The 25,346-nt window shown below is 66.0% G+C and carries 16 protein-coding genes; 4 read left to right on the top strand and 12 right to left on the bottom strand.

The features are described from left to right. Positions 1–292: 292 nt before the first annotated feature. From VN634_19210 to VN634_19200, 3 genes are all read right to left on the bottom strand, one after another. Entirely contained in the window at positions 293–4,864 is a 4,572-nt protein-coding gene (locus VN634_19210; GenBank protein ID HXC53024.1) for a glycosyltransferase, read from the bottom strand. Between the two features lie 22 nt (positions 4,865–4,886). Continuing rightward, positions 4,887–5,906, bottom strand: a complete 1,020-nt coding sequence (locus tag VN634_19205) for a hypothetical protein (GenBank protein HXC53023.1) — start codon at positions 5,904–5,906, stop codon at positions 4,887–4,889. A gap of 204 nt (positions 5,907–6,110) precedes the next feature. Then, positions 6,111–7,427: a hypothetical protein gene (locus tag VN634_19200; GenBank protein ID HXC53022.1), complete on the bottom strand. Its 1,317-nt coding sequence runs from the start codon at positions 7,425–7,427 to the stop codon at positions 6,111–6,113. 199 nt (positions 7,428–7,626) lie between these two features. Between VN634_19200 and VN634_19195 the strand changes: the two genes are divergently transcribed. Next, on the top strand, positions 7,627–10,791 hold the full coding sequence (locus tag VN634_19195) for a DUF4215 domain-containing protein (GenBank protein ID HXC53021.1): 3,165 nt from the start codon (positions 7,627–7,629) through the stop codon (positions 10,789–10,791). A gap of 52 nt (positions 10,792–10,843) precedes the next feature. Here the strand turns inward: VN634_19195 and VN634_19190 are convergent, their stop codons facing one another. The 6 genes from VN634_19190 to VN634_19165 all read right to left on the bottom strand — a co-directional run bounded on the left by VN634_19190 (position 10,844) and on the right by VN634_19165 (position 19,072). Next, positions 10,844–11,476: a GNAT family N-acetyltransferase gene (locus tag VN634_19190; protein ID HXC53020.1), complete on the bottom strand. Its 633-nt coding sequence runs from the start codon at positions 11,474–11,476 to the stop codon at positions 10,844–10,846. Further along, positions 11,473–12,144, bottom strand: coding sequence for a PaaI family thioesterase (locus tag VN634_19185; protein HXC53019.1), 672 nt, complete (start codon positions 12,142–12,144; stop codon positions 11,473–11,475). The genes VN634_19190 and VN634_19185 overlap by 4 nt, the downstream gene beginning before the upstream one ends. Before the next feature lie 47 nt (positions 12,145–12,191). Further along, positions 12,192–12,527: a hypothetical protein gene (locus tag VN634_19180; protein HXC53018.1), complete on the bottom strand. Its 336-nt coding sequence runs from the start codon at positions 12,525–12,527 to the stop codon at positions 12,192–12,194. 295 nt (positions 12,528–12,822) lie between these two features. Then, positions 12,823–13,338 (bottom strand): Hsp20/alpha crystallin family protein, encoded by a 516-nt coding sequence (locus VN634_19175; GenBank protein HXC53017.1) that lies wholly within the window; start codon positions 13,336–13,338, stop codon positions 12,823–12,825. 406 nt (positions 13,339–13,744) lie between these two features. Then, complete coding sequence (locus VN634_19170; protein ID HXC53016.1) at positions 13,745–16,816, bottom strand: AAA family ATPase; 3,072 nt, start codon at positions 16,814–16,816, stop codon at positions 13,745–13,747. A gap of 93 nt (positions 16,817–16,909) precedes the next feature. Beyond that, positions 16,910–19,072, bottom strand: coding sequence for a sulfatase-like hydrolase/transferase (locus tag VN634_19165; GenBank protein ID HXC53015.1), 2,163 nt, complete (start codon positions 19,070–19,072; stop codon positions 16,910–16,912). A 233-nt stretch (positions 19,073–19,305) separates the two neighbouring features. Here VN634_19165 and VN634_19160 point away from each other — a divergent pair, with 233 nt between their 5' ends. Next, positions 19,306–19,950 (top strand): hypothetical protein, encoded by a 645-nt coding sequence (locus VN634_19160; GenBank protein HXC53014.1) that lies wholly within the window; start codon positions 19,306–19,308, stop codon positions 19,948–19,950. 22 nt (positions 19,951–19,972) lie between these two features. Here the strand turns inward: VN634_19160 and VN634_19155 are convergent, their stop codons facing one another. The 3 genes from VN634_19155 to VN634_19145 form a co-directional block, all read right to left on the bottom strand. Next, positions 19,973–21,604 (bottom strand): DUF3556 domain-containing protein, encoded by a 1,632-nt coding sequence (locus tag VN634_19155; protein ID HXC53013.1) that lies wholly within the window; start codon positions 21,602–21,604, stop codon positions 19,973–19,975. A 110-nt stretch (positions 21,605–21,714) separates the two neighbouring features. Further along, a complete protein-coding gene (locus VN634_19150; GenBank protein HXC53012.1) occupies positions 21,715–22,293 on the bottom strand; it encodes a DNA-3-methyladenine glycosylase in 579 nt (192 codons plus the stop codon). 37 nt (positions 22,294–22,330) lie between these two features. Further along, the gene (locus VN634_19145) at positions 22,331–23,704 is read right to left on the bottom strand and encodes an FAD-binding oxidoreductase (protein HXC53011.1); all 1,374 of its coding nucleotides are present in this window, start codon (positions 23,702–23,704) and stop codon (positions 22,331–22,333) included. 162 nt (positions 23,705–23,866) lie between these two features. Here VN634_19145 and VN634_19140 point away from each other — a divergent pair, with 162 nt between their 5' ends. Next, positions 23,867–24,703, top strand: a complete 837-nt coding sequence (locus VN634_19140; protein ID HXC53010.1) for an SAM-dependent methyltransferase — start codon at positions 23,867–23,869, stop codon at positions 24,701–24,703. Further along, positions 24,691–25,314 (top strand): helix-turn-helix domain-containing protein, encoded by a 624-nt coding sequence (locus VN634_19135; GenBank protein ID HXC53009.1) that lies wholly within the window; start codon positions 24,691–24,693, stop codon positions 25,312–25,314. The genes VN634_19140 and VN634_19135 overlap by 13 nt, the downstream gene beginning before the upstream one ends. Positions 25,315–25,346: the final 32 nt, after the last annotated feature.

Here is a 25,346-nt window from a genome sequence, read left to right as displayed (position 1 = left end):
GCTGCTCGCCCGTGTTGACTCTGCCATCGATCCCCACGCTGGCGCCTTCCTCCGCGAAGCTGCGCGCGACCGGAAGAATTGCGCTCAATATCGTCGCGAGTACGGCCGTTCTGACATGCACTTTGTCCAACGCCATCGGAGTGACTCCTTTCGTTCTGCGCGCGCTTCGCGCCGCTCAAAAAAAGCTGAACCCGATAGCCGTCGGGGACAAGTCGGAACGGCGCGCAAAGCCCTCGGTCGAGCCAGTTTCGACATCGTTACGACGGAACGAGCGACATGGCCTGCTGCGCGCTCAACTCGCAACCGCCGCAATGCGCTCCTTCATCATCTGCGCGATGCGGCGGCGGTCGTAGCGCTCGAGAATTTCGGCGCGGGCTCGCCGGGCGATACGGCGGGCGGCCTCACGGTTGGTGTACACCTCGCGCATCAGGCTGCGCAGGTGCTCGACCGACGGCGACGCCCAGCGCTGCCCGCGAAAGAGGCCGGGACGTGCCCATCCGTCGTCGGGCAACTCGACCAGCTCATGGTCGATCAGCCAGGAGTTGCCTGCGTTCATGAACTCGGTGTTTCCGCTCCAGCCCGTGCCGATCGTCGGCAGCCCGCAGGCCATGGCTTCCATGTAAGGCCGGCCCCAGCCCTCGCCGCGTGACGGCAGGACGAACGCATCGGCCGCGGCGTAAAGCGCCGGCATTCGCTCCGGCGAGAGCGCAAGCGGCAACACGACGACGCGAGCAGTCTGCCGCGGATCGACATGCAGCGTTTCGCGCAGGTACGAAACGATCGCGGGCGCCGGGGTGCCGGCCGTTCCTGCAGCGCTCGTGCTGATCGCGAGAACGAGCGTGACGTCCTCGGTCCGGCCGAACTCCTCGACGAATGCACGCAACAGCACGTCCCAGCCTTTGCGTACGCTCCATGCGAAGACCGACAGGAAGACGAAGCCGCCGGCATCGGGGATCCCGAGCGGCCGCATGCGGCGGCGGTAGAGATCGGCGTCGATGGCTTCGGGAATCATGACGATCCGGCCGGGATCGACGCCGGCACGGGTGAAGGTCTCGACGTTGAAGCGGCTCGGCACCCACACTTCGTCCATGGCATTGCACAGCTCGACGCGATCCTGCGGCAGCGAGTCGGTTTCGAACATCGTGCGGCCGATATTCGCGATGGCGTCGGGATGTCGCGAGAAGCGGATCGCCTGGTGCTGGATCACGTGAACGAAATCGGCCGGCAGCGCGGCGCGAGACAGCTCGGTGATTCGCGTCAGGTCGCGCCTGGGAAGATCCGGGGCGACGTGCTGCCACGGATACGGATTGACATAGATGTCCACGCCGGAATCGTCGAGAGCAAGCACGTAGTCGCGGGCCTCGTTCGCGTAACCGCTGCGATCGAAAACAGGTGCAGACCACAGTACCGCCGGCGGCCGCGAAGCGGCGGCTCGTCCTCGCGGCGGCATCGGCCAGAATGCCGCGCGAACGGAAAGCACGTCGGTAGCGTCTTGCGCGCACCGGTCCGCATCATCGCAGCGGACGCCCGGCGCCCACTTTTCGAGAAAATCGAGGCCGTGATCGTGATCGTCGCGTGGTCCCGGCTCCGCAGACGTGGCTTGCACGAGCACGCTCTCCGCGCAGTAGAAAACCTCCAGACCGACCTCGCGCACGCGCTGGCAGAGATCCGCATCGGCATAGACGCCGTGGAGCGAAACGTCGAAGCCGCCGAGCGCCTGCAGGTTCTTACGCGGGACGAGCATGCCGATGCCCGCGACAGCGCGCATCGCTCGAGTTCGATTTGCGGCACGCGCCGAAGCCGGCGCTCCGCGATAGATGGCATATGGCAGCAGCTCGGGACCGAAGACCAGTCCGGCATGAACAAGCGATTCGTCTTCGGCAACGAGCTTGCTTCCGACCACGCCCGTTCCCGCACCGGTGCGGAATGCCGCGACGAGGTTGTCGAGCCAGCCCGGGCACGCACGCGTGCCCTCGTCCACGAAGACGACGTAGTCACCGCGAGCCTCTGCAGCGCCGCGATTCCGCGCCGCACTCTCGCCGAGCTCGCCGGCGACGGTCACGATCCGGAATTCGCGCGTTGCGCGGGCATCGGCAGATGGTAAAGCCGGCGCCTGCGCGGCAACCGATCGATCCTCAGCGCGCACGACGACGACGAGCTCCCAGCAGAACCCGGGCGCGTTCGCATCCAGTCGTTCGATGCACTCGCGGGCGTTTTCCACGACGCCGTGCACCAGCAGGATCACCGAACAGACCGGAGCGGGTGTCCGGGGCAGCCGGCGGATCGTCCGCGCGATCTCGACGCCGCTTTGTTCGAGGCGTTCGACGATCTGCGCGGCGACTTGATCGTGCCGGAAGCGATCGAGAATGGATTCCCGGGCGGCAGCGCCGAGACGGGCTGCTTCGCTGCGATTCTCGAACACCGTGCGCATCAGCTGCCTGAGGTGATCGAGCGACGGCTCCGCCCACATCGTCCCGTCCGGAGTCTGGAAGTGCGCCGGCAGGCTTTCGTCGTTGTGCGGTACGAGCGCATAGTCGATCAGGTACGAGTTCTGCGCGGTCATGAACTCGGTGTTGCCGCTCCATCCGGTCCCGATCGTCGGTAACCCCGATGCCATCGCCTCCATGTACGGCCGTCCCCAACCTTCGCCGCGCGACGGCAGCACGAACGCATCGACGCTTCGATACAGGCGCGGCATCGTCGGTCCGACGACGTTCGCGGGGCAAAGCACGACCCGCGGCCCGAGCCCCGCGTCACCGCCGAAATGCCCGCCGATGAAATCCGTCAGCTCCGACAGCGGCGACCGGATGGACGGGGAGACGCGCAAGAGCAGCGTCACGTCCTCGTCGCGCCGGAACTCGTCGAAGTACGCGCGCAGCAGCAGCTTCCAGCCTTTGCGCGGGCCGAGCAGGAACACCGACAGAAAGACGAAGCCGCTCGCATTCTCGATGGCCATCGGTTCGACATCCGGGCCGTACATTCGGTCGTCGATGGTTTCCGGAATGACGAAGACCCGCTCGCGGTCCACGCCGGACCGGACAAACGCTTCCAGGTTGAAACGGCTCGGCACCCAGACCTGATCCATCTGGTTGCAGCGAGCCACCCAGCCCGGGCCGATCCTGTCGGTCTCGTTCATCGTCCGTCCGATCGCAATGTGCTCGTTCGGATGGCGCCGGAAAAAAATTGCCGGACGAGACACGATGCTGACGAAACCCGCAGGCGCACGGTCGATGACGAACGGATCGATCTCGATCGCTTCGGCGAGCGAGCTCGGGTTGTCCGAGGTGAAAGAGTTGGCGAGCGTCCGCACCCCGTGGCGATCGAGCGCGGCCAGGAAATTGCGCGTGCTTTCCGCATAGCCGCCGGCGCCGTAGAAATGGCCGGACCAGACCAGCGCCCGCTTCGAGTCCGCCCGACCGTTCGCGCGCGAGCGCAGATCGACGCCGGGAGGGCTGGCGGCGACGGGCTGGTTGAGAAAGGTCGCTTCGATCCCCGGAGACCATTTGTCGGCGAAGTACTGGCGCTCGGTATAGCCGCGCGGTGCGCTCGAAAGCGCTTCGTCCGGCTGCGCGTCATCCGCATCCGCGCCACCGGGCGCGTGATCGGCATCCGCGCCACCGGGCGCGTTCGTAGGCGAGGTACTGCGACCGGAATGCACAATGCTCGCGCCCGAGCAGATCGTCGCCCGTCCGTGCGCACGCAGCCGAAGGCAAAGATCCGCGTCGAAAAGCTCCGACCGCAGCCGCTCGTCGAAGCCGCCGAGCAGGATGAATCGCGAGCGCTCGATCATCATCCCGTCGCCGCAGACTGCTGGTACGACGGCCGCGGCTTCGCCGGGCGGGCGACGAATCGGGAACGGGTAGTGCCGGTACGGCAGATCGGTCGCATGAAACGCGAGGCCCGAGTGCTCGACCGCACCGTTCTCGTCGACGAGCACGCTGCCGGCCACTCCGGCGCCGGTCGTCTGCAGTGCTTGGATCATCGACGCGAGCGATCCGCGCTGCGGCTCGGTGCCGGCATCGAAAAAAGCGAGATAGCGGCCGCGCGCATTGGGGACGATCCGGTTGAGATCGGCCGACGTCGCGCCGCCGGCGACGAGAAGCTCGATCGCGAGCCGTGTCGCATCCTTTCGCAGCGCCGCGAGTGTCGCATCCATCGCCGCTCGCGCATCGCCGCTCGACGGTTCGATGCCGCCGGGACGCACGATCACCGAACAGACGGGAATTCGTTCGGCGGCTTCCGCGTAGACACAGGTCGCGAAAAGGCGAGGCGTGGAAGCCTCCTCGATGTGCTCGATGCGAAGCCCGTGCTGCCGCACCAGCGGCAGCGGCCTGACCGGAATGGAGTGCTCGAGATCGAGCCGCAGGCTCGTCACCTCGCAACCGTTCTGCTGCAGCAGCTCGACGAGCGCGCGGCGCGTGAAACCGGCGCTCGCCGCCTGCTTCCGCCGGGATAACGACGCGACGGCGAAAGCATGCGCCGCCGAAGGTGCCTCGACGACGAAGTGACCACCCGGGACGAGAAGGCGGAGCGTCGATGCGAGTGCGGCCTGCGGATCGGCCGCACGGTCGAGAAGATCGCTGGCGATGATGCAGTCGAAGGATCCGGGTGCAAGACGTGCGCTCAGCGCAGGCGCGACAATCTCGTCGCAGCGCAGTGCAGCCTCGTGCGCGAGCGCCGCGTCGCCGACGACGCCCGTAACGTAGCGATCGGCGCGGCGCAGCTTGAGGAGCAGCGCCGCGACGCCCGTGCCGCAGCCGAGATGGAGAATCCTTCGCGCAGAGTCCGGGACGAGATTCGCGATGCGGGCGAGTCCCGGATCCCGCTGCACCGCCATCGCGGCGCGCGGTACGCTGGCGCTCACGCGAATATTCGACCCGGCTCGTTCAGTTCACGACGAGGAAGCCAAAACTGACCGGAGTCTTCGCCTTGCTCGACAGAACCACGTCGAAGCCGCCACCCTTCACTCTCGCGAACTTGAGGCGTCTTCCTCCAATGGGATCGCTCGACAACGTGACCAGCACGATGCTGCTCGATGTTACTGCGGGATGAGAGATCGACACGCGATCGCTTCCCGCAGCAATCGTTCCAGTGCCGGCGCTCGAGAAGAGCGCGCGGCCCTGGACGTTGAGCGCAAGGCCGTCGGCTGTCGAGTTCCAGGCCAGCACACCCGGCATGTTCGGATCGGCGGTAAAACCGATGACACCCGCAAAGTCATTGGGAGTGTTCGGATCGCCCGTGCTGCCGCCGAGACCAATGATGCCTGCGAACGGAAAGACCTGGTTCGGGTCAAGGACCGGCGACTCGCCCGTCTGTCCGAGAACTCCGTAGTTCTCGAGCGAACGGCCGCCGACGCCGATTGCCTCGACCGATGATCCATACACACCGGCAAAAATCGGCTGATTCGGATCGGTGCTGATCGAAGTTCCGGCCTGGCCGAAGACGCCGATTCCGCTCAGGGGCATGTTCGGGTCGGTATTGATCGATGAGCCGAATACGCCGATTCCGTTCACGGGCTGATTCGGGTCGGTATTGATCGACGAGCCGAATACTCCTACGCCAGTGGTCGTGGTGCCATGGACTCCGACCCCATCGCCGCCGATGCCGCGCAGGGCCGATACAGCCTCGACGGTGCCGTCCGGTTGGTTCGGATCGATCGAAGAGCTCGAGACGACGAGACCCGAGACGCCGGGAGATACGGTCAGCGTGGTCGCGCTCGTCGCGTCGTTCGGCTGGCCCAGGATCAGCGGGGAGCCGCTGGCAGCCTGAGCTTCCTTCGGTCCTCCGCCGGCCACGCGAGCGACGGCGGCGGCGCCTGCGATCAGCAGTCCGCCACGGAGAATTTCCCGTCGCGTGCTGCGGGTATCTTGTGGTTCTGCGGAATTGTCTTGCTTGTCGCGCTTCACTTTCCCCTCCAGCTGTTCCGCCTTCTCACGTCCCGTTCGGCCATAAGACTGGCCTTCGGGTTCTCCGGATGCTTCGAACCGGCAACGTCGAGGCTTCGCGTCAGGATCGAACCTATCGCAGCAGCCGGAAGACGGTCAAGGGAGGTCGTCCCGAATGCGGTTTTCCGCCGAAACCTGTGCCGGAGCCCGTGCTCGCCAAACGTGTCAGAATTTCAGCCGGTCGAAATCGCTCCATGTCAGCGTGATTCCATCGCCGAGCGCCTGCCAGTTCGGAACGTTCAGCGTCCGTATGTCGCCGCCGCCGCGTGACAGGAGCTGGAACGAAATGGTCGCGTCGGGCGGAGCGCTTCCGCGGACGTACACGTCGGCACCCTGAAGGAACGGCAAGGCACCGATCACGGGATCGCCGCTCAGATCGGTCTGCGAATCCCGATTGCGGTCGAAACCGAAATAACCGTTGACCTGTTTGCTCGCAGGACACAGATCCGCGGTAGCGATGTTGAGCCCGTCGACGAGAAGCTGGTCGCTTTCGCCCGGCTGGTCGCCCCACAGCTCCTTGTAGCGGATGCTCACGAACGACGAGCTGCCGGGGCGATTGCCCGCGTACTGCTCAAAAGCGGTGGAGGCGAGAAGCCTGAGCGTGTGATCGCTGCGCACGAACGGCTCGTAGTAGATGTGAAGCGTCGGCAGCGCCGGACGTACGAGGGCGAACTCGTAACGCTCGCGGCGTTCGACGGGGACCGGTCCCCAGTTTCCGCCGCCGACCGAGCCGTCGGTGATCGCAACGGTTGCGATCGGAGCATCCGTCGTTCGCCGGCCGTCCGAATCCACCGGCCAGACCTCGACGGTGGCGCCCGAAAGGCCGGAGTTCTGCGGAAACTCGAGTGCCCGTCCCGAAACTTCGATGTGGCTGTGCCGGCGGATGCTGCGGTGAGTCTCTCGTCCGGTAAGGAACCTGTACATTGCAGCGAATGTTTCCGACGACGTGCACGCCTGAACGTGAGTCTGGTTTGGAACGGTGACGTTTTCGGCTCCGTCCATGCTGCGGCCGGGCGTACCGCGTCCGGCCCAGATGGCGAGCGTCGGAACACCGGGGTGCTCGCTCTGTCCATCGACGTTGACGTAATGACCGACGTTCGCGCGCCGCGCGGCACCGAGTGTCTCATCGGTCAGGTAGTCGTACATCACCGAGGTGCCGAGCGAATGCGCAACGACGTCGACCTGCGCCTTGCCGCTTCGTTCCTGCAACGCGGCAATGGCAGCGTCGATCTGCTGATGCACTTCGGTCTTGTCGCCGACGGCAAGCGTCGAGTTGTAATCCACCTCGTCGATCCAGTCGGCCGGATAGCGATTGCTTTCGAAGCGCATCGCCTGCGACTCGAACTGCGCGCCGGAGCCCTCGATGCCGTGCACGAAAAGGACCGGGTTGTAGTCGAACGTACTCGCGCGGGCGGGAGACAGGGCGGGAAATGTCAGCGCAGCCAACAGCACGGCCGCGGTCCGGACACACGGAACTCTCATTTCTGTTCTTTCCTCCTCTTTTACCCTCCCCGCCGATCGCTCGGCTTACAGATATGTAGGTAGACGTTGGCGCGGCAGCCAGCAATGGCGCCCGCCGCATTTTCCTCCGGTGGGGGAAAGTCAGTAGCGCCGACCCTCGCGCGGCGTCATGCTTTCACGATCGCGACGGGACGCGGGTTCCAGCGCGAAGGGGGTCACAATGAAACGTCGCACGCTCACGCTGGCCAGCAAGGCAGTGATCTCGTTCGGAGCTGCGTTCGCCCTGATTCCGGCCGTCGCCCATGCCGGACTGAATGCCGTTGGCCACGAGTTCCGCCCTACCGCCGCCGAACGCGACGGCATCGACCCGTGCGTCGCGGCCGACGGCTCGACGGCCAGAGTCTTCTTCCGCTGCGAGTTCACGACCGTCAACGGAGCGTGCGATTCGGATTCCGGCGAACCGGTGGTCGAGTGGCGCAGCGCGGACGGTACGCTCGTCTCGGGACCGGTTTCGCTCGGATTCACGGACGCTTCGCGTGACTATGGTTTTGGGTGTGCCGGCGATGGCGCGGTGATGGTGATCTCCGAGGGACGCGTGGCCGTCGTCGATCCGGAGGGCCGCCGCGAATCGGCGGCGACGGTCTGCGGTGAAACCTCGTGCTCAGCGTATCAGCCGGGCATAACGGCAACCGCCGATGGTTTTTTCGCCGCGTGGGCGGCCGAGCAAGGCACCGAGCTGTTCGGCCGCTTCTTCACGCGAGACGGCGTCGCCGCCGGCGATACCATCCGGATCCTGGAGTTGCCCGTCGACAATCGCATCGAAGGCACGATGACAGCCATGGTCGGCAGCACGATCGTCATCGGCTGGCGCGAGCGCTCGATGACGAATTACGCTCTTCACGTACGCGCTGTCGTTATCGACAGCAGCGGTGCAGCCGGCGTGCCCATCGATCTGAGCGAAGCCGCGACCGGGCTTTGTCTGTGGCCGATGCTTCGGGTGGAAGAGGCCGGAACACTCTTAGCGTCGTGGCGCAACCCGTACACGCAGGGCGGTTGGGTTTCGCGACGCATGAGCCTCGACGACAGCATTACGACCACCACGACGACCACAACTACTCTCGATCCCGATGCGCTTCGCTTCGTCTCGACTCGCCAGCTCTTTTCGCTGTCCAGCTCCGCACCACCATATTTCAGCCTTGCAGGGGATGCCGAAGGGCGGTGGGCCGCCGGATGGACCGCCTACGTCGACGAGAAGTCCTACCAGCCGGTTGTCGCGACCTCGCTCGACGACGCGCGGCGATGGCTGTCGCCGCCGGCGCGGCCGTTGCAACCGGGACCGGTCGCGTTCGACGATGTCTACGAAGCAACCGTCGCCACCGATGGCAACGGCGTCTGGATCCAGGCGGGCGCCGACTATCGCGACGAGCATCTGCAGTTCAATCGCTCGACGGATGCCGGTCAGAACTGGGGCGACCGACAGGTTCTTTATGCCGTCGAGCACAAACCGGATTTCGATCAGCAGCAGTACAAGCTTTCCAACGTTGCGGTCGCAGGCGGCGCCGGCGGACGCTGGGTGGCGGCGTGGTCAGAAGGATTTTTCGGCGCGCGCTACATCGATTCTCCGGACGAGTACAAGTACACGTCGTTCTGCGCGATTCGTTCGTCGGTTTCCGTCGATTCCGGCAGGACCTGGTCGCCGGCATCCACGCTGGACGAGGTGCCCTGCTACACCGTCAACGCCGTGACTGTCGCGACCGACCATTCCGGCAACTGGCTGGTGGCGTGGAGCGGTGACGGCATCTCGGCTGCGCATTCGATCGACAACGCTTCGACGTGGTCGGCCGCCGCGAAGTTGTTTCGCACACGTCACCGTTCGCCGCAGCAGCTCAGCGTGGCAGCCAACCGCGACGGTAGCTGGCTGCTTGCGTACGTCGGCTGGGTTGCGGACCCGCTCGAAGAGCGCAAGCTCAGCGTGTTCGTCTCGCGGTCGCCGTCGGTTCTGTCCGAATGGACCGTGCCTTCCGCGCTCGCGCCGTGGCACGAGGACACGGGCGGAGGCGACTTCTCGCCGAGCGTCGCCGCAGGCGACAACGGCGAGTTCGCCATCGCGTGGAGCAGCTACTCGAGCGGCGGCGGCTTCGACGCCGATGTCGTCACGTCCTTTTCCAGCGACAGCGGGGCGACGTGGACGATGCCGGCGCTGGTGGATCCCGCCGAGGCCGTCGATGCGCTGGTCGACCGCAACCCGAAAATTCAGCATGCAGGCGCGAACACGTGGGCCGTGCTGTGGCTCGCCGATACGATGCTTTCGCCATACGAAGGACTCATCGGTCCTGTCCGGCTGGCACGCACAATCGGCGGCTGCGGCAACGGCACCGGCGACGTCGGCGAGACCTGCGACGACGGCAATGCGGTCGACGGCGACGGATGCGATTCGACGTGCCGTCCGACCGGGTGCGGCAGCGAGGCCGTCACCGGTGCGGAGCAGTGCGACGACGGCAACGAAGACGATACCGATGACTGCCTGTCCGACTGTCGCAACGCCGTTTGCGGCGACGGCGCAAAGCACGGTGACCTCGAGGAGTGCGACGACGGCAATTCCAACGAGAACGACGGTTGCCTGAGCAATTGCCGCATCGCGGTCTGCGGCGACGGCTTCGTCCAGAACACCGTCGAAGAATGCGACGACGGCGAGGATCGCCACTGGGACGCGGCCTGCCTGGCCAGTTGCCGAGTTGCACGCTGCGGAGACGGCTACGTCTGGGCCGGAGTAGAAGAGTGCGACGACGGCAACCTCGACGGCGGCGACCGCTGCACGCGCCGCTGCCGACTCGATCTTGTCTGCCCCGCCGGCGATGGCGAGAGAGTCACCGCCACCAGCGCACTGGTCGTGCTGCGCAAGGCCGTCGGGCTTGCCGCGCGCTGCCCCAGGCAGCGCTGCGATCGCAACGGCGACGGACGCGTGACGGCAATCGACGCGCTCGGCACGCTGCGGGTGGCGGTCGGGCTGGCCGTTGATGCGTGCAGCGTTGCGCGCAAAATCGATCTCGTGCTCACGTCGGACGAAAGCCTTGGCGCGCTGCAATTCGACGTCGACTACATGGATGCCGCAGGCGATCTCGTCCCGATCGGAGAGACCGCCGACTGCGAGATCCTGATTCCGCAGGTGGTGTCCGCGACGCATGTGCAGCAGGGCAGAGCATTGCTGTCGGTAGGCATCATCAGCCTGAACCCGTTCCATGGCCCTGTGACGCTTGCGCGCTGCACGTTCTACGGATTGGCGACTCCGGCAAGCGCCGACTTCCACGTGACGATCGTCGATGCCACCGACAATCAGGGCGACCAGATCCAGCCGAGCCCGGTCGTGACCGTGGTCGCGGAATGACGCGCGGGCACCGGACGCCCGGCGGCTTGGTCGTCTGCGCGGGCCAGTGCTCTCAGCCCGACCGCAGGCTCTGAAGTAGAACGTCCAGGCCGCGACCGGCGGCGCGCAGCAGATCGAAGATCGGACCACTGGAAGAGGCTTCGTCGGTCATCTCCGGCAGGTCGAGGTCGTACGTGATGGAACGGCCGTCGCTGGTCGCGTCGAGCGTCGGATCGAGCTCGCGCAGCAGCGTGATCATCGCGTCGTTGCCCGCGAGCACGTGCGCGCGAAAGCGCGTGATGCCGCGCTCGCGAGCAGCTCGCGCAACCAGGCCGAGCAGCAGCTTGCCGAGCCCGCGACCCTGCATCGAATCGATGACCGCGACGGCGAACTCCGCGACCTCCGGCTCGCCGGCAAGACGGATGAATCTTCCGGTGGCGAGCCCTTTGCCGTCTTCCTTGCGGAACGCGACGATCGCCAGGTGATTCCAGTCGTCGGTCTCCAGCATCTTCTCGAGGATCTTCTCCGGCAGTTTGCTCATCGGTGAGAAGAAGCGCGTGTAGCGCGACTCGGCAGAGAGCTCCTCGAAGCCCTTCGCGAGCACATCGCGATCATGCGGTCGCAGCAGGCGAAGGCCGATCTCGGTGCCGTCCTTGACCACGCGCGTCTCGGAGTAGTCGGGCGGGAAATGGAGCGGCTGGCTCATCGCGTCCGGACCTCGTCGATCAGCGCCTGGAAACGTTCGGGATCGACAGAAACGAACAGGGCGTCGGCCTCCGCCGTGACGGTTTCGCCGGAGAGGACTCGACCGGACGCGTAGATCTTGCGACCGTCCACGCGATCGACTCCCGCATCGAAACGAAGGGTCACGTGCAAAGGCGTCGGCCGGCGATAACGCACGGTGAGACTCGCCGTCATGCCGGGATTGCCGGTGAGCGACTGCGTGAAGCCAAGAAGCTCATCGAACGCAGCCGCAACGAAGCCGCCGTGCACATGGCCGGGCGGCCCCTCGTAGGCAGAACCGAAGCAGACTTCTCCGTACACGCGATCTCCCCGGGCTTCGAGTGTCATCGGCGGTGCCAATGGGTTCGACAGGCCGATGAGCGGGCTCTGGTCGAAGAACGCTCCCACGCCGGCGTTCGCGCTTTCGGCAAAACCCCACATTCGCTGGCGATGCGGATGCCCGGCGAGCGATTCGGCAAAGCTCGCGGCGGCATCGGCGGCGCGGGCAAGCTGTTCCTCGGGCGCATCGCTCGTAACCAGCCGGTCGATGATGATTCGCAGATTGGCGGCGAGGCGTCGTTTCTGCGCCCACGCGCCGGATGCCGGCATCGTCGCCGCTTCGAAGTAAAGACTCTTCTTCTGTTGTTCCACGCGGCGAAATCTAGGACGGGCGCGCGCTCGAGGCGAAGGATCGCCGCTCAGCGGCAAGCCCGCTTGTAGCAGGCCAGCGATCGGTGGCAGTAGGAGCCGTAAGTCCATCGATACTTGCCCGACCGCTTGTAGGCGCAGCGGCGGTCGGTCGGATCCGACTTCCGGCACATCATGGCGAGGTCTCCTTGCGAGCACTGGACCTTCCACACCTTCGTATCCATCGCCGGCCCGCAGTGCTCGGCGCGCGGAATCACCGGCGCCGGTTTGATCGGGGCTTTTTCGACGCGGCTGCTTTCCGGGCGGACCGGCTTTTGCGCAACGGTCGCTGTACAGCCGGCAAGCAGCAGGGCAGCAACGAGACAAATCCCCAGGCTACCCTTCATCGCGGATACCCGACTACCAGGCGCGTGGCTTCGTCGACGAGCATTCCCACCGCTTTGTCCGAGAGTACGTCCGGGCGATGCGCAACCGCCGTCTGCGCAGCGCTTCGATGGAAGTCACGCAGACGAAGGCCGCGAGGCCCGGATCGATGGCTCGGAGCTATCGCAGGAGATGCCGGCGCGCAACGATAGTCCCGCGCCGAGGCAGCGTCATGACACGCAGCGCTCGTCGGCTTGCGGCTCGAACGCGGGCGTCCGCCCCCCTTGGCCGGACGCCCGCGTTCGAAACCGAAGGTGTTTACGAAGCGTAAACGCGCCGCTTCTTTCTCTGCCGGCAGGATTTCGCCATGCGCACGGTAAGAACGCCGTCGCGGAACTGCATCGACCAGTCCTCGGTATCGACGCCGTCCGGAATGAGGATCATTCGCTCGACGATGGCGGTCGAGCGTTCGCGCAGGTGCCAGAGCGTGATCCCCGGATCGTCTGACCGCCGCACCCCGCGAATCACCAGCAGGTCGGGACTGATCTGGACCTCGACATCTTTCTCGCTCATCCCCGGCAGCTCGATGCTGAACAGCACCACCTCGTCGGTCTCTGCGATGTCCGCAGGCGGCGAGACAATCGCAGCGATGCTCGAGCAGTCGCTCGGCCGGACGCGATCCCCTTCGCGTCCGTCGAGCGAAGCGCCCTGCGACTCGAGCAGCAATTCGTCATGCACAGCGACCGGACGATCCCCCGCCGTCCTCTCCACTTCCTGAAGCGCCAGCTCCTGCGCACCTTCCATCGTTCCGGTCGTGTCGATCTTGCTGCTCATCTTTCCGTTCCCCCAGCAGTTGAGTCGCGTTCCCCGTTCCCGACATTGCAAATCGTGCGCCATTGCGAGGCCAAAAGAGCGTCCGGGGGCGAATTCGACAAGCACACCCCTCATCGAAGTGGGCATTTGGCTTCACAGATGCAATGGAGTGACCTCGCGGCCTACCCGTACGGGTTGGGCCGTGTTTCAAGTGGTGCGCGAAGTTACCGCAGTATGCGGGAAATCATCCCGCACCCTTTCCCACGCTTGTGCTCCATTTACAGAGGATTTCTTCCCGCACCACGCAGACGGGCGGGCACGAACGAGAACACGCGCAAGGTCACGATGGACGTCCTGCGCAAGCATCAGATCGACATCGTGCGCCATCGACCGGTCGGTACGCCGATCGCGTGGACTGCTGGATCCGCTACGGACGCGAAGCGCCGTCGCGCACGCGCCTTGCCATCTCGCGCACGCGAACGAGCCCGAGCTCGTCGGCAAGCAGCTCTGCACGCTGAAGCAGCGCTGACGCCTGCTGCGGGTCGCCCGGCGATCCGCGGCGCAGCAATGCATCGGCGTAAAGACAGCATGCCCGCGCAAGCGCGATCGGGACGTTCTTGCGCTCATACTCGGCAATGGCGCGTTCGAAATGTCCGACCGCCGCTTCGTAATCGCCGAGGCACGCCGCAAGCGCTCCGGCGCCGTTCTCGACCATCCCGTAGTTGACCGCACCGAAACCGGCCACGGCCCATCGATGCGACTCCAGGCGCACGATCTCGTACAGAGGGGCCGCCGCGGCCTTGTCGCCGAGCGCGGCGCACGCCAGCGACATGGCGCCGAGCGTGAGCAGCCGGCGATTGCGCGAATTCTCGCCCGGCATCGCGTCGAAGCCGAGTGAACACGCACGCGCGAATGCCGAAGCCGCGTCTTCGACGCGATCGGCTTCCATGTAGAAGTGCGGAAGATTCCAGGCGAGCGCGTCGCTGCTCATGCTCGCCGGGTTCTGTTCCAGCATCGGGAGCAGCTCGCCGATCCGGTTCTGCTCGCGACGGATCGAGACCATCTGCGTGAAATAGACGATGGTTGCCGATTGCGGGCTGGCGGTGCGTCCGATGTCGAATGCCTCGGTCGCGAAGCGCTCTGCAGCGTCGAGCCGGCCATGCAGCAGCGCCAGCGTCGCCGACAGATACAGGCCGCACCATCGATAGGTCGGCTGTCCGAGGCGCTGCGCGAGATCGCACAGCGCCTCGCAGTGCGCTTCGGCACGGTCGATCTCTCCGCGGCACAGCGCGATCACCACGCGCCAGCCGTGCGCCGTGGCCAGCAGCGCACCGTCCCCGCTGCGCCCTGCTACATCGATCAGCTCCTCGCTGACGGCGTCCTGCGCGGCGAGGTTGTCGAGATACCACTGCCCCGCGAGCCAATCGACGAGAGTCTGCGCGAGCAGCGTGGCATCGCCGACGCTTCGTGCGAGCTCGACGGCCTGCGTACTCAACGATTCGCATCGCGGCCGCGTGCCGGCGTGCGGGTAGAGCACGACGGACAGCCGCGCGAGCAGACGCGCGCGCAGCGGCGCGGCGTCGTTGCCGAGACATTCGAGTGCGTCCTCGAGGTAACCGCGAACGTCCGGGGCCTCGAAGTCCCAGATCGTCGCCATGCCGAGCGCCGCACGCGCGAGCCACTGCGGCTCTGCGGCCTGACGGGCGACGGCGGCAGCATCACGAAACGCTGCCGCCACGTTTTCGGCCTGGCCAATTTTCTGAAGTGCCTCAGCGTAACGCACCAGGAGCTCGGGCAGACAGCGATGCTCGTTCGTTCCGGTTGCTGCCGCACGTGCGAGCGACAGCGCCCGCTCGCAATGCTCGATGGCGTCTTCGTAAGCGAGCCCGTGCGCCGCATGCTCGGAAGCCTCGAGGAGTGCGCCGATCGCGCGCATGGCCGGCACTTTCGGCACGGCGCGCTCGAGATGACGGGCGACTTCGGCGGCACGCTCGCCGGCGTCGGCCCTGGTCGCGATCACGGCGTCCGCGATGCTCGCGTGAAGCTCGCGAAGACGAGGCGGTGCGAGACGCTGGCGCAGCGCCACCGACATCAGCGCATGCACGAATCCGTAACGGCCGGGGCTCCCGGGATTTTCACGCAGGATCCTGAGATCGATGGCTTCGCTGGCCGCAGCGGCAAGCCGGGCGTCCTGCATGTCGAGGGCAAGCTCGAGCAGCGGCTCCTCGCAGTCGCGACCGCAGACGGCGATTGCGTCGACGAGACGCCGGGCCGCGGGCGAAAGGTGGCGAATCCTGCGCTCGAAAATCTCGATGACATTGTCGGGAAGGTGGAGGTCGGCAGGGCCCGCATCACCATCGCCGGCCTCGCGCGTCGCGTCCTGGCCATAGTGACGGAGGATCTCCTCGACGAAGAACGGACTGCCTTCGCTGCTGTCGGCAATCCGCGCGACAAATGCAGGAGGAATCAGTGGGCCGGCAAGATCGGCGACCAGCTCACGCGTCTCGCTCGCGGCCAGCCCGCGCAGCGGCACCTCGACGACGATGGCGCGCCGGCGCAACGCTTCGAGGGCGTTTCGCACCGCGGACCCGGGCTCGGCGTCCTCGTCACGCAGCGTTGCGACCAGTTGCACGGTGCTCGCGGCGAGCCGAGGCACCAGCGCCTGCAGCGCATGCAGCGAAGACGCGTCGATCCAGTGGACGTCTTCGAGCACGAGCACCACGGGGCCGTCGCGCGAAGCAGACTCGAAGAATGCCGCGAGCGCTTCGAACAATCGCAGCCGCGCGAGCTCCGGATCCGTCGTCGCCGGCAGCGGATCGCCCGAATCCGGCTGCAGTCCCGGGATCAGGCGCTGGAGCTCGGCAGCCGCCGGGGTTACTGCCGTCTCCGTCGACGAACGCGTGCGCAGATGCTGATGGATCATCTCGACCCACGGCAGATACGGAATGCCGCCGCCTTCGATGCATTGCCCGACCAGGGTGCGCACGCCGGCGCGCTCCGTCGCCTCGCGGACGAGGCGGCTCTTGCCGATGCCCGCTGCTCCGCGAACCACGGTGACCGTCGCATTTCCCGCGCCGCCGCGAAGTCGCGCCAGCAGTGATCCGAGCTCGTGCGAGCGCCCGATGAACGCCGGCCGCACGTGTTGCCCCGTCCCCGTTCCGTCGGCCGCATCCACGCTCGGCGACGCAAGGAAACGAAAGCCGCGCCGCTGCACCGTCTCGATGAACCGCGGGCGGCGCGAGCTGTCGCCTAGCGCCGTACGAATCTCGCCGATGCAGGTATTGACGGCTTTCTCTTCGACGGCCACGTCGGTCCACACCGCGTCGAGAAGCTCATGCTTGCTGACGAGCCGGTCGGCATGTTCGACGAGATGTCGCAGAACCTGCCAGGTTTTCGGCCGAAGCGTGACGGGGTCGGAGCCGTTCCAGAGCCGCTCGTTCGCCATGTCGACGCGAAACGAACCGAAGCGAACGACGCTCTGACCAGGCTGCGGCGGCATGCGAGCCGTAGCGTATCGCACCCGCCACAAGGCCAGGCAACGTGCGGGCGTTGCTGCCCCGGCTCCGCCGCGACCGCTTCGGCGCGAACATCGCTACGGCAACCGGCAATCGGTTCCGAGATTTGCCTGGATGACGGCCTGGTCGTCACCGTCCGTCAGCCCGTCGAGCGTGAAATCGAAGACGCTCGACTGACCTGCCTGGCTGTACTGGCTCCAGCCGTCGAGATCGTCCTGGTCGACGACGTAATCGATGTTGCCGTCGCCCGGACAGGCCGGCTCGGACGCCAGCAGCTCGGTCAGCTTCGCGGAGAGCGCATCGTAGCTCGCCTGCTGGCGCGGCGTCAGAACGCCGGTCAGAAGATCGTCGCCAGGATCGTCGAGATCGGGCGCCGGTGCGGCTTCATCGATCGTGTAGAACTCGGTCTGGGTGTCGTCGCGGCACGGTTCTTCCTGCGAGACGTAGCTCGTCACGGAATTCTTGACGATCTTGAAATGCTTGTCGCGGATTCCGATCGAGACCAGCGGCGTGATTCCGTACGGACAGCCGGGCGCCTGCGGATCGCAGCCCTGGTCGATTACGAACTTGTTGACCTCGCAGCACAGCTTGAACCCGTCCGGATCCGGATTGTGCGTGATCGACGGATCGTGCCCCTTGCCCCACCAGATGCCGCCGTTGTCTTCGCACACGCCTTTGGTGACGGGAATCTGCGTGCATGTGCCGGAAATCGTGCACGGGCCGTTGATCGAGCCGTTGGCCTGAAGATTCACGCCGACCTGCGTGAAGTTGAACTTGCGGATCGCCTTCTGCTTCGGGTTGATGATGTAAGGAAGCATCCGCTCCGAATCGAGCGGCCGGGGCACTTCCGCCTGCACGTCGTCGATTCCGGCGATCTCGCCGAACAGGGAATAGAGATCGGCCACGTTGATCATGTGCGAGTTGCTGCGCGCCGGCCCTCGCATCAGCGGGCCGGAGACGATCAGTGGAACCCAGACGCCGGTCTGGTACGCGGTGCCCTTCGACCGCACGACGTTGAACGGAGTCTTGACGGTTGCGCCAAGGCTTCCGTTGTCGCCGAGAATGATCACCATCGTGTCGGTTGCGTGCGGCTGGTAGACGAGCCCGCCGTTCTTGTCGCGACGCGCGAGGCCGGTGTCGACAAGCAGGCGTCCGATCTCGCCGTCCATCGATTCGATCAGCATGTCCGACAGTGGCTGCTGCGCCTGCGGCGCGAGGCAGTTCATGTCGCTGCTCGCGGCGTTTCCTTCCACCGGTGCATCGTAAGGCGGCTGCATCAGCGGCGTGTGATCGGACGCAAAGTTGACCGACGCAATCCACGGCTTGTTCTTCGGTCGCGAGTTGATCCACCGCACCGCCTCGTCGACGACGAAGTCGGCTCGGAACTGGCGCGCGCGCGGATCGGTCGACGGGATGTCGTCGACTCGACCATCGGGCTGGTTGTACGTGACTGGCGAAACGTAGTGCCCGCTCAGCAGGCTGAAGTCGACGTAGGCCGGCATGGGCACTGCGCAGCTCTTGTCCGGATCGAGGATGCCGCCGCGGTCGCGGCAGATCCTTCCGGGAGGCACGCCGCCCTCGGTCGTGAGCTCGCTGCACGAGCCGTCGGCCATGTAGCATGCGCCGCTGTCGGCGCCGCCGACTTTCGAGCTCGGCACGTAGCCGCACGGATAAATCTTGCCGGGTGAAGCGACGCCGCCGGCCGTGACGTCGATCGAAGCCGGGTCGCCGGTCTCATCGAGCCAGCCGGCGAAGTAGTTCCAGCCGAGCACGTGCGGACCGGCAAGGCCGGCGGGATCGTGGCCTTGAAGTGTCGTGTGGCTCTTGCCGAACAGTGCGCTGTCATAGCCGCGCGTCGCGAGCAGCTTCGGTGTCGTGACCTCGTACGGAGAGACCATCGAGTTCGCGAGGTCGTCCGGTCCGAGCGCGCCGAGCACGTTGGTGCGGAACGGAAAGCGGGCGTCGTACATGACGGCGCGGCTCGTCGTGCAGGCCGGCATCGCCCACGCATTGCGGAAGCGAATGCCGGCATCGGCGATGTTCTCGATGTTCGGCGTGGCCGGAGGCGAATCGCCGCCGTAACCGAAGGTCTTCATCTGGTCGATCCCGACGTCGTCCATGACGATGAGCAGGATGTTCGGCGTGTGCGGCGTTGCCGGCGCCTTCTTTTCCGCGTGGGCCGGCGTGATCGCCATCGCGAGCGCAAGACCGACAGATGCGGACGGATGCCAGAGTTTCATGGGTGCCTCCTCCTCGAACTGGACAGAGGCTAGACCGACGAGGCCTTCCGGGTATCCCAGAACTTTCCCAATTCCTGCCTCGCCGCAGCGCCGGCGATATTGGCGCCGGTTTCCGGAGAACGCGCGGCGAATTGGGAAAGTGTTGGGAGATTCGGACGGCACTTCCCGGCTACGTTCACCCCACGATCCGGGCCGCTTCTACGGTCCCGGAATCCACGGAGGGAATACAAGCCATGAAGATCATCCTCGCCGCTGCGCTTGCAGCACTGTTCGCATCTCCGGCCTGGGCCGGTGGGACCAGCATCAAGGGCTCGCTCGTCTCGGCAGCGTTCAGTTGCGACACTGCCAATCCGTGTCAGTCGGGGAACTGCCTGGAGGGAGGCGCCTCCTGCTCGACGAACTCCGACTGCAACATCTGCGGCGCCGGATCACTCGAGCATTGCGACACCAATGCCGACTGCATCCGCGGCACGGTCTCTCCGAAATCCAAAGTCCAGATCTCCGGCAATGGCCGCTTCAAGGCCTCGCTTACGGGTGTCACCGGCGCCGACGGGCAGTTGCTGACGACCGACGGCGTCCTCGGTTCGGCAGACGACTATCTCGTCGTCGCCATCTTCGTCGGCTACGACGTCTACGCCGTTCCGGTCATGAAGATCGATTTCAAGGGCGGCAAGGGCAAGGTGGACGTGGACCTTGGCAATGTCATCACGGGCGACTCGCCGATCAACGTCATGAGCGTCATCCTGTTCACGCCACCCGACGTCCCGGCCGACTGTCCCGGCACCAACTCGCCTGAAGATCTCAGTGCCCGGCTGAACGACGCGGATTGTGCCAACGGATTGCCGCTCGCGATCATGGGACTTCTGCCGGGACAGTAGCGGGATCCGACTGGCGGTTTGCTCACACCGAACCGTAATCCCACGGCGCGCGCCGCTTGAGCTCCGCCAGCTCGACGTATCCCTGGTCGAGCAGGCCTCGCTTCGCGTCGAAGATCCGCCAGTGCAGCGTCGAGCCGAACAGCGGCTGCGACTCGACCATCAGCGCGCGCAGCTCGCCCTCTTCGTAGTCGCACTGCGCCTGCACGCCGGCCAGAAGCTGCTCGTCGCAAAGGTGGCCTTCGCCGAAGTTCCAGCCGAGCACTGACGCCGCGATGATCTCGCCGTCGTAGTAGTGGTAGTCGCGGAACGGCTTTCCGTCGATGGTGCGCGGCAGCAGCAGGCCGAGCGCCCTGCCCTGCAGGTGCAGCGACCGGAACGCGGTGCCTCTGGAATCCATTCCGTCGACGTCGGCCGGCGAGTAGCGCTCGAGCTGCTCGCGCAGCAGCGGTGCGACGCGCCGGATGCGGTCGAGCTTGCGGTGGCTCTCGCCGCGAAACATCCACGCGCTCCAGGCCCAGTTGCCGGCGTAGTAGCGCATCGCCAGCAGGAACGAGACCTTCGCCGGGAAGAAATTGCCGACCAGCGGCACCACGACGAGCATCACGAACAGATAGAGCGCAAGCGGCGCAGAGCCGATGTCGAGGATCGAAACCGTCGGATGCCCGACGAACAGGAAGAACGCGGCGAACAGGCTCACCAGGTTCCATTCGAACACGGCTCCCGCCGGCACGTTGCTCAGGATGAATCCGTGCAGCATCACGGCGAGGCAGATGCCGACGACCTGGAGCGGCCCCGGTCCGGTCACGAACAGAAGCGTGAGCGGCGCGCCGAACTCGAGGAACGTGCCCATGTGGGCCATCGCCTTGCCGAGCAGCGACGGCGTAAGGTCGTCCGGATACGACACGAACATGCGGCGGCGAAGCGCAGGGCTTCGCAGCAGCGGATTGTTGACCGTCATGATCGGCACCACGTAGCCGAACGCGACCGTCAGCTTCGACACGCCGGCCCAGAACCAGACCGCGAGCTGCACCGCCTTGCAGGCGGCGATCCAGTTACCGGCGAACGTAAAGCAGACGATCATCGCGAAGTGGTGCTCGAAGCGCGCCGCGAGCAGCACGGTCTTGTCGCCGAGCCCGCAGAGCGGCAGCAGCACGACGATCGGCACGAGGACGGACGCATCGATCGCCGGTGCGACGAGCGCACGCAGCAGCGACAGCACGAAGGCGGCATACAGCGCCACGTCGAGCCATGTGCGAGTCAGCCCACCGAAGACGGGAAGATTCGGAAACGGCGCCAGCTTGATCGTTCCCGGCCTGAGGAAATGAAGGAACGCCGTAAACGGCGGCATTACGCGGAAGCCGAGCGGCCCGCTCATGCAGCCGAACCCGAGCACCTCGACCAGGCATGCCCAGAGAAATGCTTTCTGGAACGCGATGCCCTCGGTCCACCACGAGCCGATCTTCGACGGCGAGCCGAGGCCCGGCGTGAAGCTGCAGAAATACATCCACGCGGCGACGTAGAGCACGAGCTTGACGGCGTGAAAGATGTAGGCCGCAGCCGGCAGCCCGATGCCTTTGAGGACGTAGTCCTCGCAACCGGAACGGACGAGCTCGGAAAAGTTCGGCCGAGGCGGCGATGCTGCCTGGATTTCCATCGACGGACGGCTTGCTCGACGCCGGAACTGCCACGAATATCGCCGCCGCGTCAACAACCGGCCAATGCACGCTCGCCCGATGGCGAGTCACAATCTCGCCGGGCGAGTGCCTATGGAGCAACGCTGACGAACGAGCTGCCGCGTTCGACAAAGCGCAGCCGGCGATGCTGGTCGCGCGACAGTCCGATGCGCGTGGCGACCTGGATGACCGGCTCCGGGCCGCGGCTGCGCTCGAGCCACAGCGCGCCATTGCCGCACAGATCGACGCCCGACAGCACGCGTTCGATTCCGAGCGCCGCGCATACGCGGCCGGGACCGCGCGCCAGGTCGCGCAGCCGTGACGCCGGGCGATTGCGCTGCATGAGCTCGACGCCTTCGCACGGCTCGAGCGCGCGAATGAGTACCGCCGCGCCGACACCGGTCGTTTCCGCGGCAATGTTCAGCGTGAGGCATGCGCCGTAGACCATGCGCACGTAGGCCGTCCCGCGCACAGCGAACAACGGCGCGTTATTGGCCGTCAGTCCGGGGCGTGCGTAACCGGTAGGGTCTCCCGGTGGATACGCTTCGGTTTCGACGATTCGGCCTGCGATCCGTCCGGCCGCGATTGCGTGGACGAGCTGCTTGCCGATGAGGTAGCGCGCGAGGTCGACCGTGTTGATGGGAAGCGAGCGGCGGGCAATTCGGGGCATCGATGTCCATCCGACCGGGCGGGGACGTTAAGCTCAATCAGTCGAAGATCGCGCCCGGGTTGAGGATGTTCGCCGGGTCGAATGCCTGCTTGATGCGGCGCAGGAGCTCGAGCTTGACCGGATCCTCGAGCTCCATGAAGTGCTGTTTCTTCTCGATCCCGATGCCGTGCTCGCCGCTGATCACGCCGCCGACCTTGCGGCCCGCATCGAAGAGCTCGTGCATCAGCGCGTGACGCTTGTCGTGGTCCTGCTCGAACACCGCCAGGTGCACGTTGCCGTCGCCGGCGTGGCCGCAGCCGGGAATCATCGTGCCGTGGCTCATCGCAATCTCGCGTACGCTCTGCATGTATTCGGGCAGCGACGCGCGCGGCACGACGATGTCGATCACGTCGCTTGCGCCGGCGCGCTTGGCAGCCCAGAAGCTCTGCTCGCGCGCTTCCACCAGTTGTGACCCGGAGCTTCCCGGCAGCACGAAAACGTCCATCGCGCCGCGCTCGGCAAGCACGCCGCCGGCAAGCTCGACGTCTTCGTCCACGCGCTGCTGCGTGCGGCCCTCGATCACGACGAGCAGATAGGCCTGGGTCTTCTGCTGCATGTCCTCCCGGATCCCGAGCGAGACACCGCTCTGCATCGTGATGGCCATCATCGTCATCTGGTCGAGATATTCGACCAGCAACGGCGCGGCGCCGCTCTCCAGCAGCGACGGAATCGATCCGACGGCGTCGCTCAGCGTCTCGAACGGAGCCAGCAGCGTCGCGCTGTGCTTCAGCAGCGGGACGAGCTTGAGCGTGACCTCGGTGATCACCGCGAGCGTCCCTTCCGAGCCGATGATCAGCTGCGTCAGGTCGTACCCGGTCGCAGTCTTGACGAGCTTGCCGCCGCTGCGGATCACTTCGCCCGTCGCGAGCACTGCCTCCAGCCCGACGACGTGATGACGGGTCACGCCGTATTTCACTGCGCGCATGCCGCCGGCGTTGGTCGCCACGTTGCCGCCGAGGCTGGCGCTGAGCTCACCGGGAAAAACCGGGTAGACGAGACTGTGCTCCGCGGCCGCCGCGTTGATCTCTTCCAGCGTCACGCCCGGCTCGACGACCGCCATGTGATTCTGCGTATCGATCTCGACGATGCGCTTCATGCGTTCGAAGCTGACGACCACTCCGTTCGCGCGCGGAATGCATGCGCCGGACAGGCCGGTCCCGGCACCACGCGGTGTCAGCGGAACCCGGTGCTCACTCGCCCAGTGGACGATCTTGACGACGTCGTCGGTGTTTGCCGGACGCGCGACCGCAAGCGGCATCTGGTGAGGCGGTGCGAGCGCTTCGTCGTGGCTGTAATCGTCGCTGATGGCATCGCCGGTAAGGACGTTGGGCGCGCCGATCAGCTCCGCGAGGGCGGAGAGGTGTGTCGTCATGAGAGCGTCGTACCTTAATAGGGATCGGAGCGGGATCGAAGGTCGCGCCCGGCCAGCAGGCCGCCTCCACGATCCGCGAGGGGCCGAAAAAAATCGGGATTCGTTCTGGACAGCCGGCCTCCCGATCTATATAAAGCGAACGTCCGTTCTTTTTAGGAACCGATGCACGCCGATCGCCCCAGCCAGACCGCCCAGCACAACGCGCTCTTCCGCGCGCTCGAGCAGCGCCTGAAAAACCCGCTGTTCACAGACCCGCTGGCCCGCCGGTTCCTGAGCGGCCGCTATCGCCTGGCCTCGCTTCTCCCGGCCGCGCTCGTGGCGCGCGCGATCGATGCGCGCTGGCCGGGGCCGCGAGCGGCCGTCAGCGTGCGCACGCGCTGGATCGACGATGCCGTTACGGCGTCGCTGGCGAGCGGACTCGACCAGATCGTGCTGCTCGGCGCGGGATTCGATACGCGGGCGTATCGTCTTGCCGGGATCGACCGCGTGCAGGTCTTCGAAGTCGATCATCCTGCAACCCAGGCGATGAAACGGCGGATGGTCGGCGAAGCTCCTCCGCACGTTCACTACGTACCGCTGGATTTCAGAAGCGACTCGCTCGCCGATGCGCTCGGGCGGGCGAAGCTGCGCAGGGATGCGCGCACGCTGTGGATCTGGGAAGGCGTGACCAACTACCTCGATGAAACCTCGGTCGACGCCACGCTGCGTTTCGTCGCCAGCGCAGGTCAGCGTCTTCTGTTCACGTATGTGGACCGCGCCGTGCTGGACAACCCGGCCGCGTTCCAGGGCGGGCGCGAGTCGGTTGCGCACGTGGCGCGGCTCAGCGAGCCGTTCACGTTCGGTCTCGACCCGGCCGCACTCCGCGAGTACCTCGACGCGCGCGGGCTCGAGCTCGAGCAGGATCTGCCGCTGTCGCAAGCGGCTCGGCAATACTACCCGCAAGGATGCCCGCCAGTGTCCGCCTACTACCACGTGGTCTCGGCCGCATGCCGCGCGTAAGCCGCGAATATCTCGACCGCAGGCGCGAGCAGATCCTGGCCGCGTCGATGCGCTGCTTCGCGCGCGAGGGATTCCACCGAACGACGATGCAGGACATCGTCGCCGAATCGGAGATGTCGCCGGGCGCGCTCTATCGCTATTTCGCCACCAAGGAAGACCTGATCGCAGCCATTGCGACGCGCCATCACGCCGCGGAGCTGGCGGCGCTGCGCGACGCAGCCGCCCGCGAAGACGTCGGCGACGCGCTGCACGATCTCGTGCATGCATTCCTGCAGCGACTGACGGATCCGGCAGAACAGGCGTGGCGGCGCGTAACGGTTCAGTTATGGAGCGAGGCCCTTCGCAGCCCGCGCGTCATGCGTGTGGTTCACGAAGGGCTCGATGAGCCTCTTGCTGCGCTCTCCGCCCTGCTCGGCCGCATTCCCGGCATCGACGGGGCCGCGACCGCACGCCTGGTCGTGTCGCTGTTCCAGGGTCTGATCCTGCAGCAGGTCTGGGACCCTGCGCTCGACGTCCACGCTTATGCGCGGGCCGTCGAGACGCTCATCGACACGATGACTGGCGCCGCACCGAAGAGCCGGCCTGCGCGCCGGCGCCAGTCCGCATCGTGATGCTTTCCACCATGCAGTCCGGACCGCCGGCA

The sequence above is a fragment of the Candidatus Limnocylindrales bacterium genome, from assembly GCA_035571835.1.
In the GTDB taxonomy this organism is placed as follows: domain Bacteria; phylum Desulfobacterota; class Binatia; order UBA1149; family CAITLU01; genus DATNBU01.
Note: the sequence above shows the minus strand (reverse complement) of the source record. Positions and strands in the feature narration are given on the sequence as shown.

Coding starts and splice junctions, on each gene's coding strand:
- VN634_19175 (HXC53017.1), bottom strand. CDS start 13,338: ATGAGCAGCAAGATCGACACGACCGGAACGATGGAAGGTGCGCAGGAG.
- VN634_19150 (HXC53012.1), bottom strand. CDS start 22,293: ATGCCCCGAATTGCCCGCCGCTCGCTTCCCATCAACACGGTCGACCTC.
- VN634_19165 (HXC53015.1), bottom strand. CDS start 19,072: ATGAAACTCTGGCATCCGTCCGCATCTGTCGGTCTTGCGCTCGCGATG.
- VN634_19140 (HXC53010.1), top strand. CDS start 23,867: ATGCACGCCGATCGCCCCAGCCAGACCGCCCAGCACAACGCGCTCTTC.
- VN634_19170 (HXC53016.1), bottom strand. CDS start 16,816: ATGCCGCCGCAGCCTGGTCAGAGCGTCGTTCGCTTCGGTTCGTTTCGC.
- VN634_19155 (HXC53013.1), bottom strand. CDS start 21,604: ATGGAAATCCAGGCAGCATCGCCGCCTCGGCCGAACTTTTCCGAGCTC.
- VN634_19200 (HXC53022.1), bottom strand. CDS start 7,427: ATGAGAGTTCCGTGTGTCCGGACCGCGGCCGTGCTGTTGGCTGCGCTG.
- VN634_19135 (HXC53009.1), top strand. CDS start 24,691: ATGCCGCGCGTAAGCCGCGAATATCTCGACCGCAGGCGCGAGCAGATC.
- VN634_19160 (HXC53014.1), top strand. CDS start 19,306: ATGAAGATCATCCTCGCCGCTGCGCTTGCAGCACTGTTCGCATCTCCG.
- VN634_19180 (HXC53018.1), bottom strand. CDS start 12,527: ATGAAGGGTAGCCTGGGGATTTGTCTCGTTGCTGCCCTGCTGCTTGCC.
- VN634_19190 (HXC53020.1), bottom strand. CDS start 11,476: ATGAGCCAGCCGCTCCATTTCCCGCCCGACTACTCCGAGACGCGCGTG.
- VN634_19145 (HXC53011.1), bottom strand. CDS start 23,704: ATGACGACACACCTCTCCGCCCTCGCGGAGCTGATCGGCGCGCCCAAC.
- VN634_19195 (HXC53021.1), top strand. CDS start 7,627: ATGAAACGTCGCACGCTCACGCTGGCCAGCAAGGCAGTGATCTCGTTC.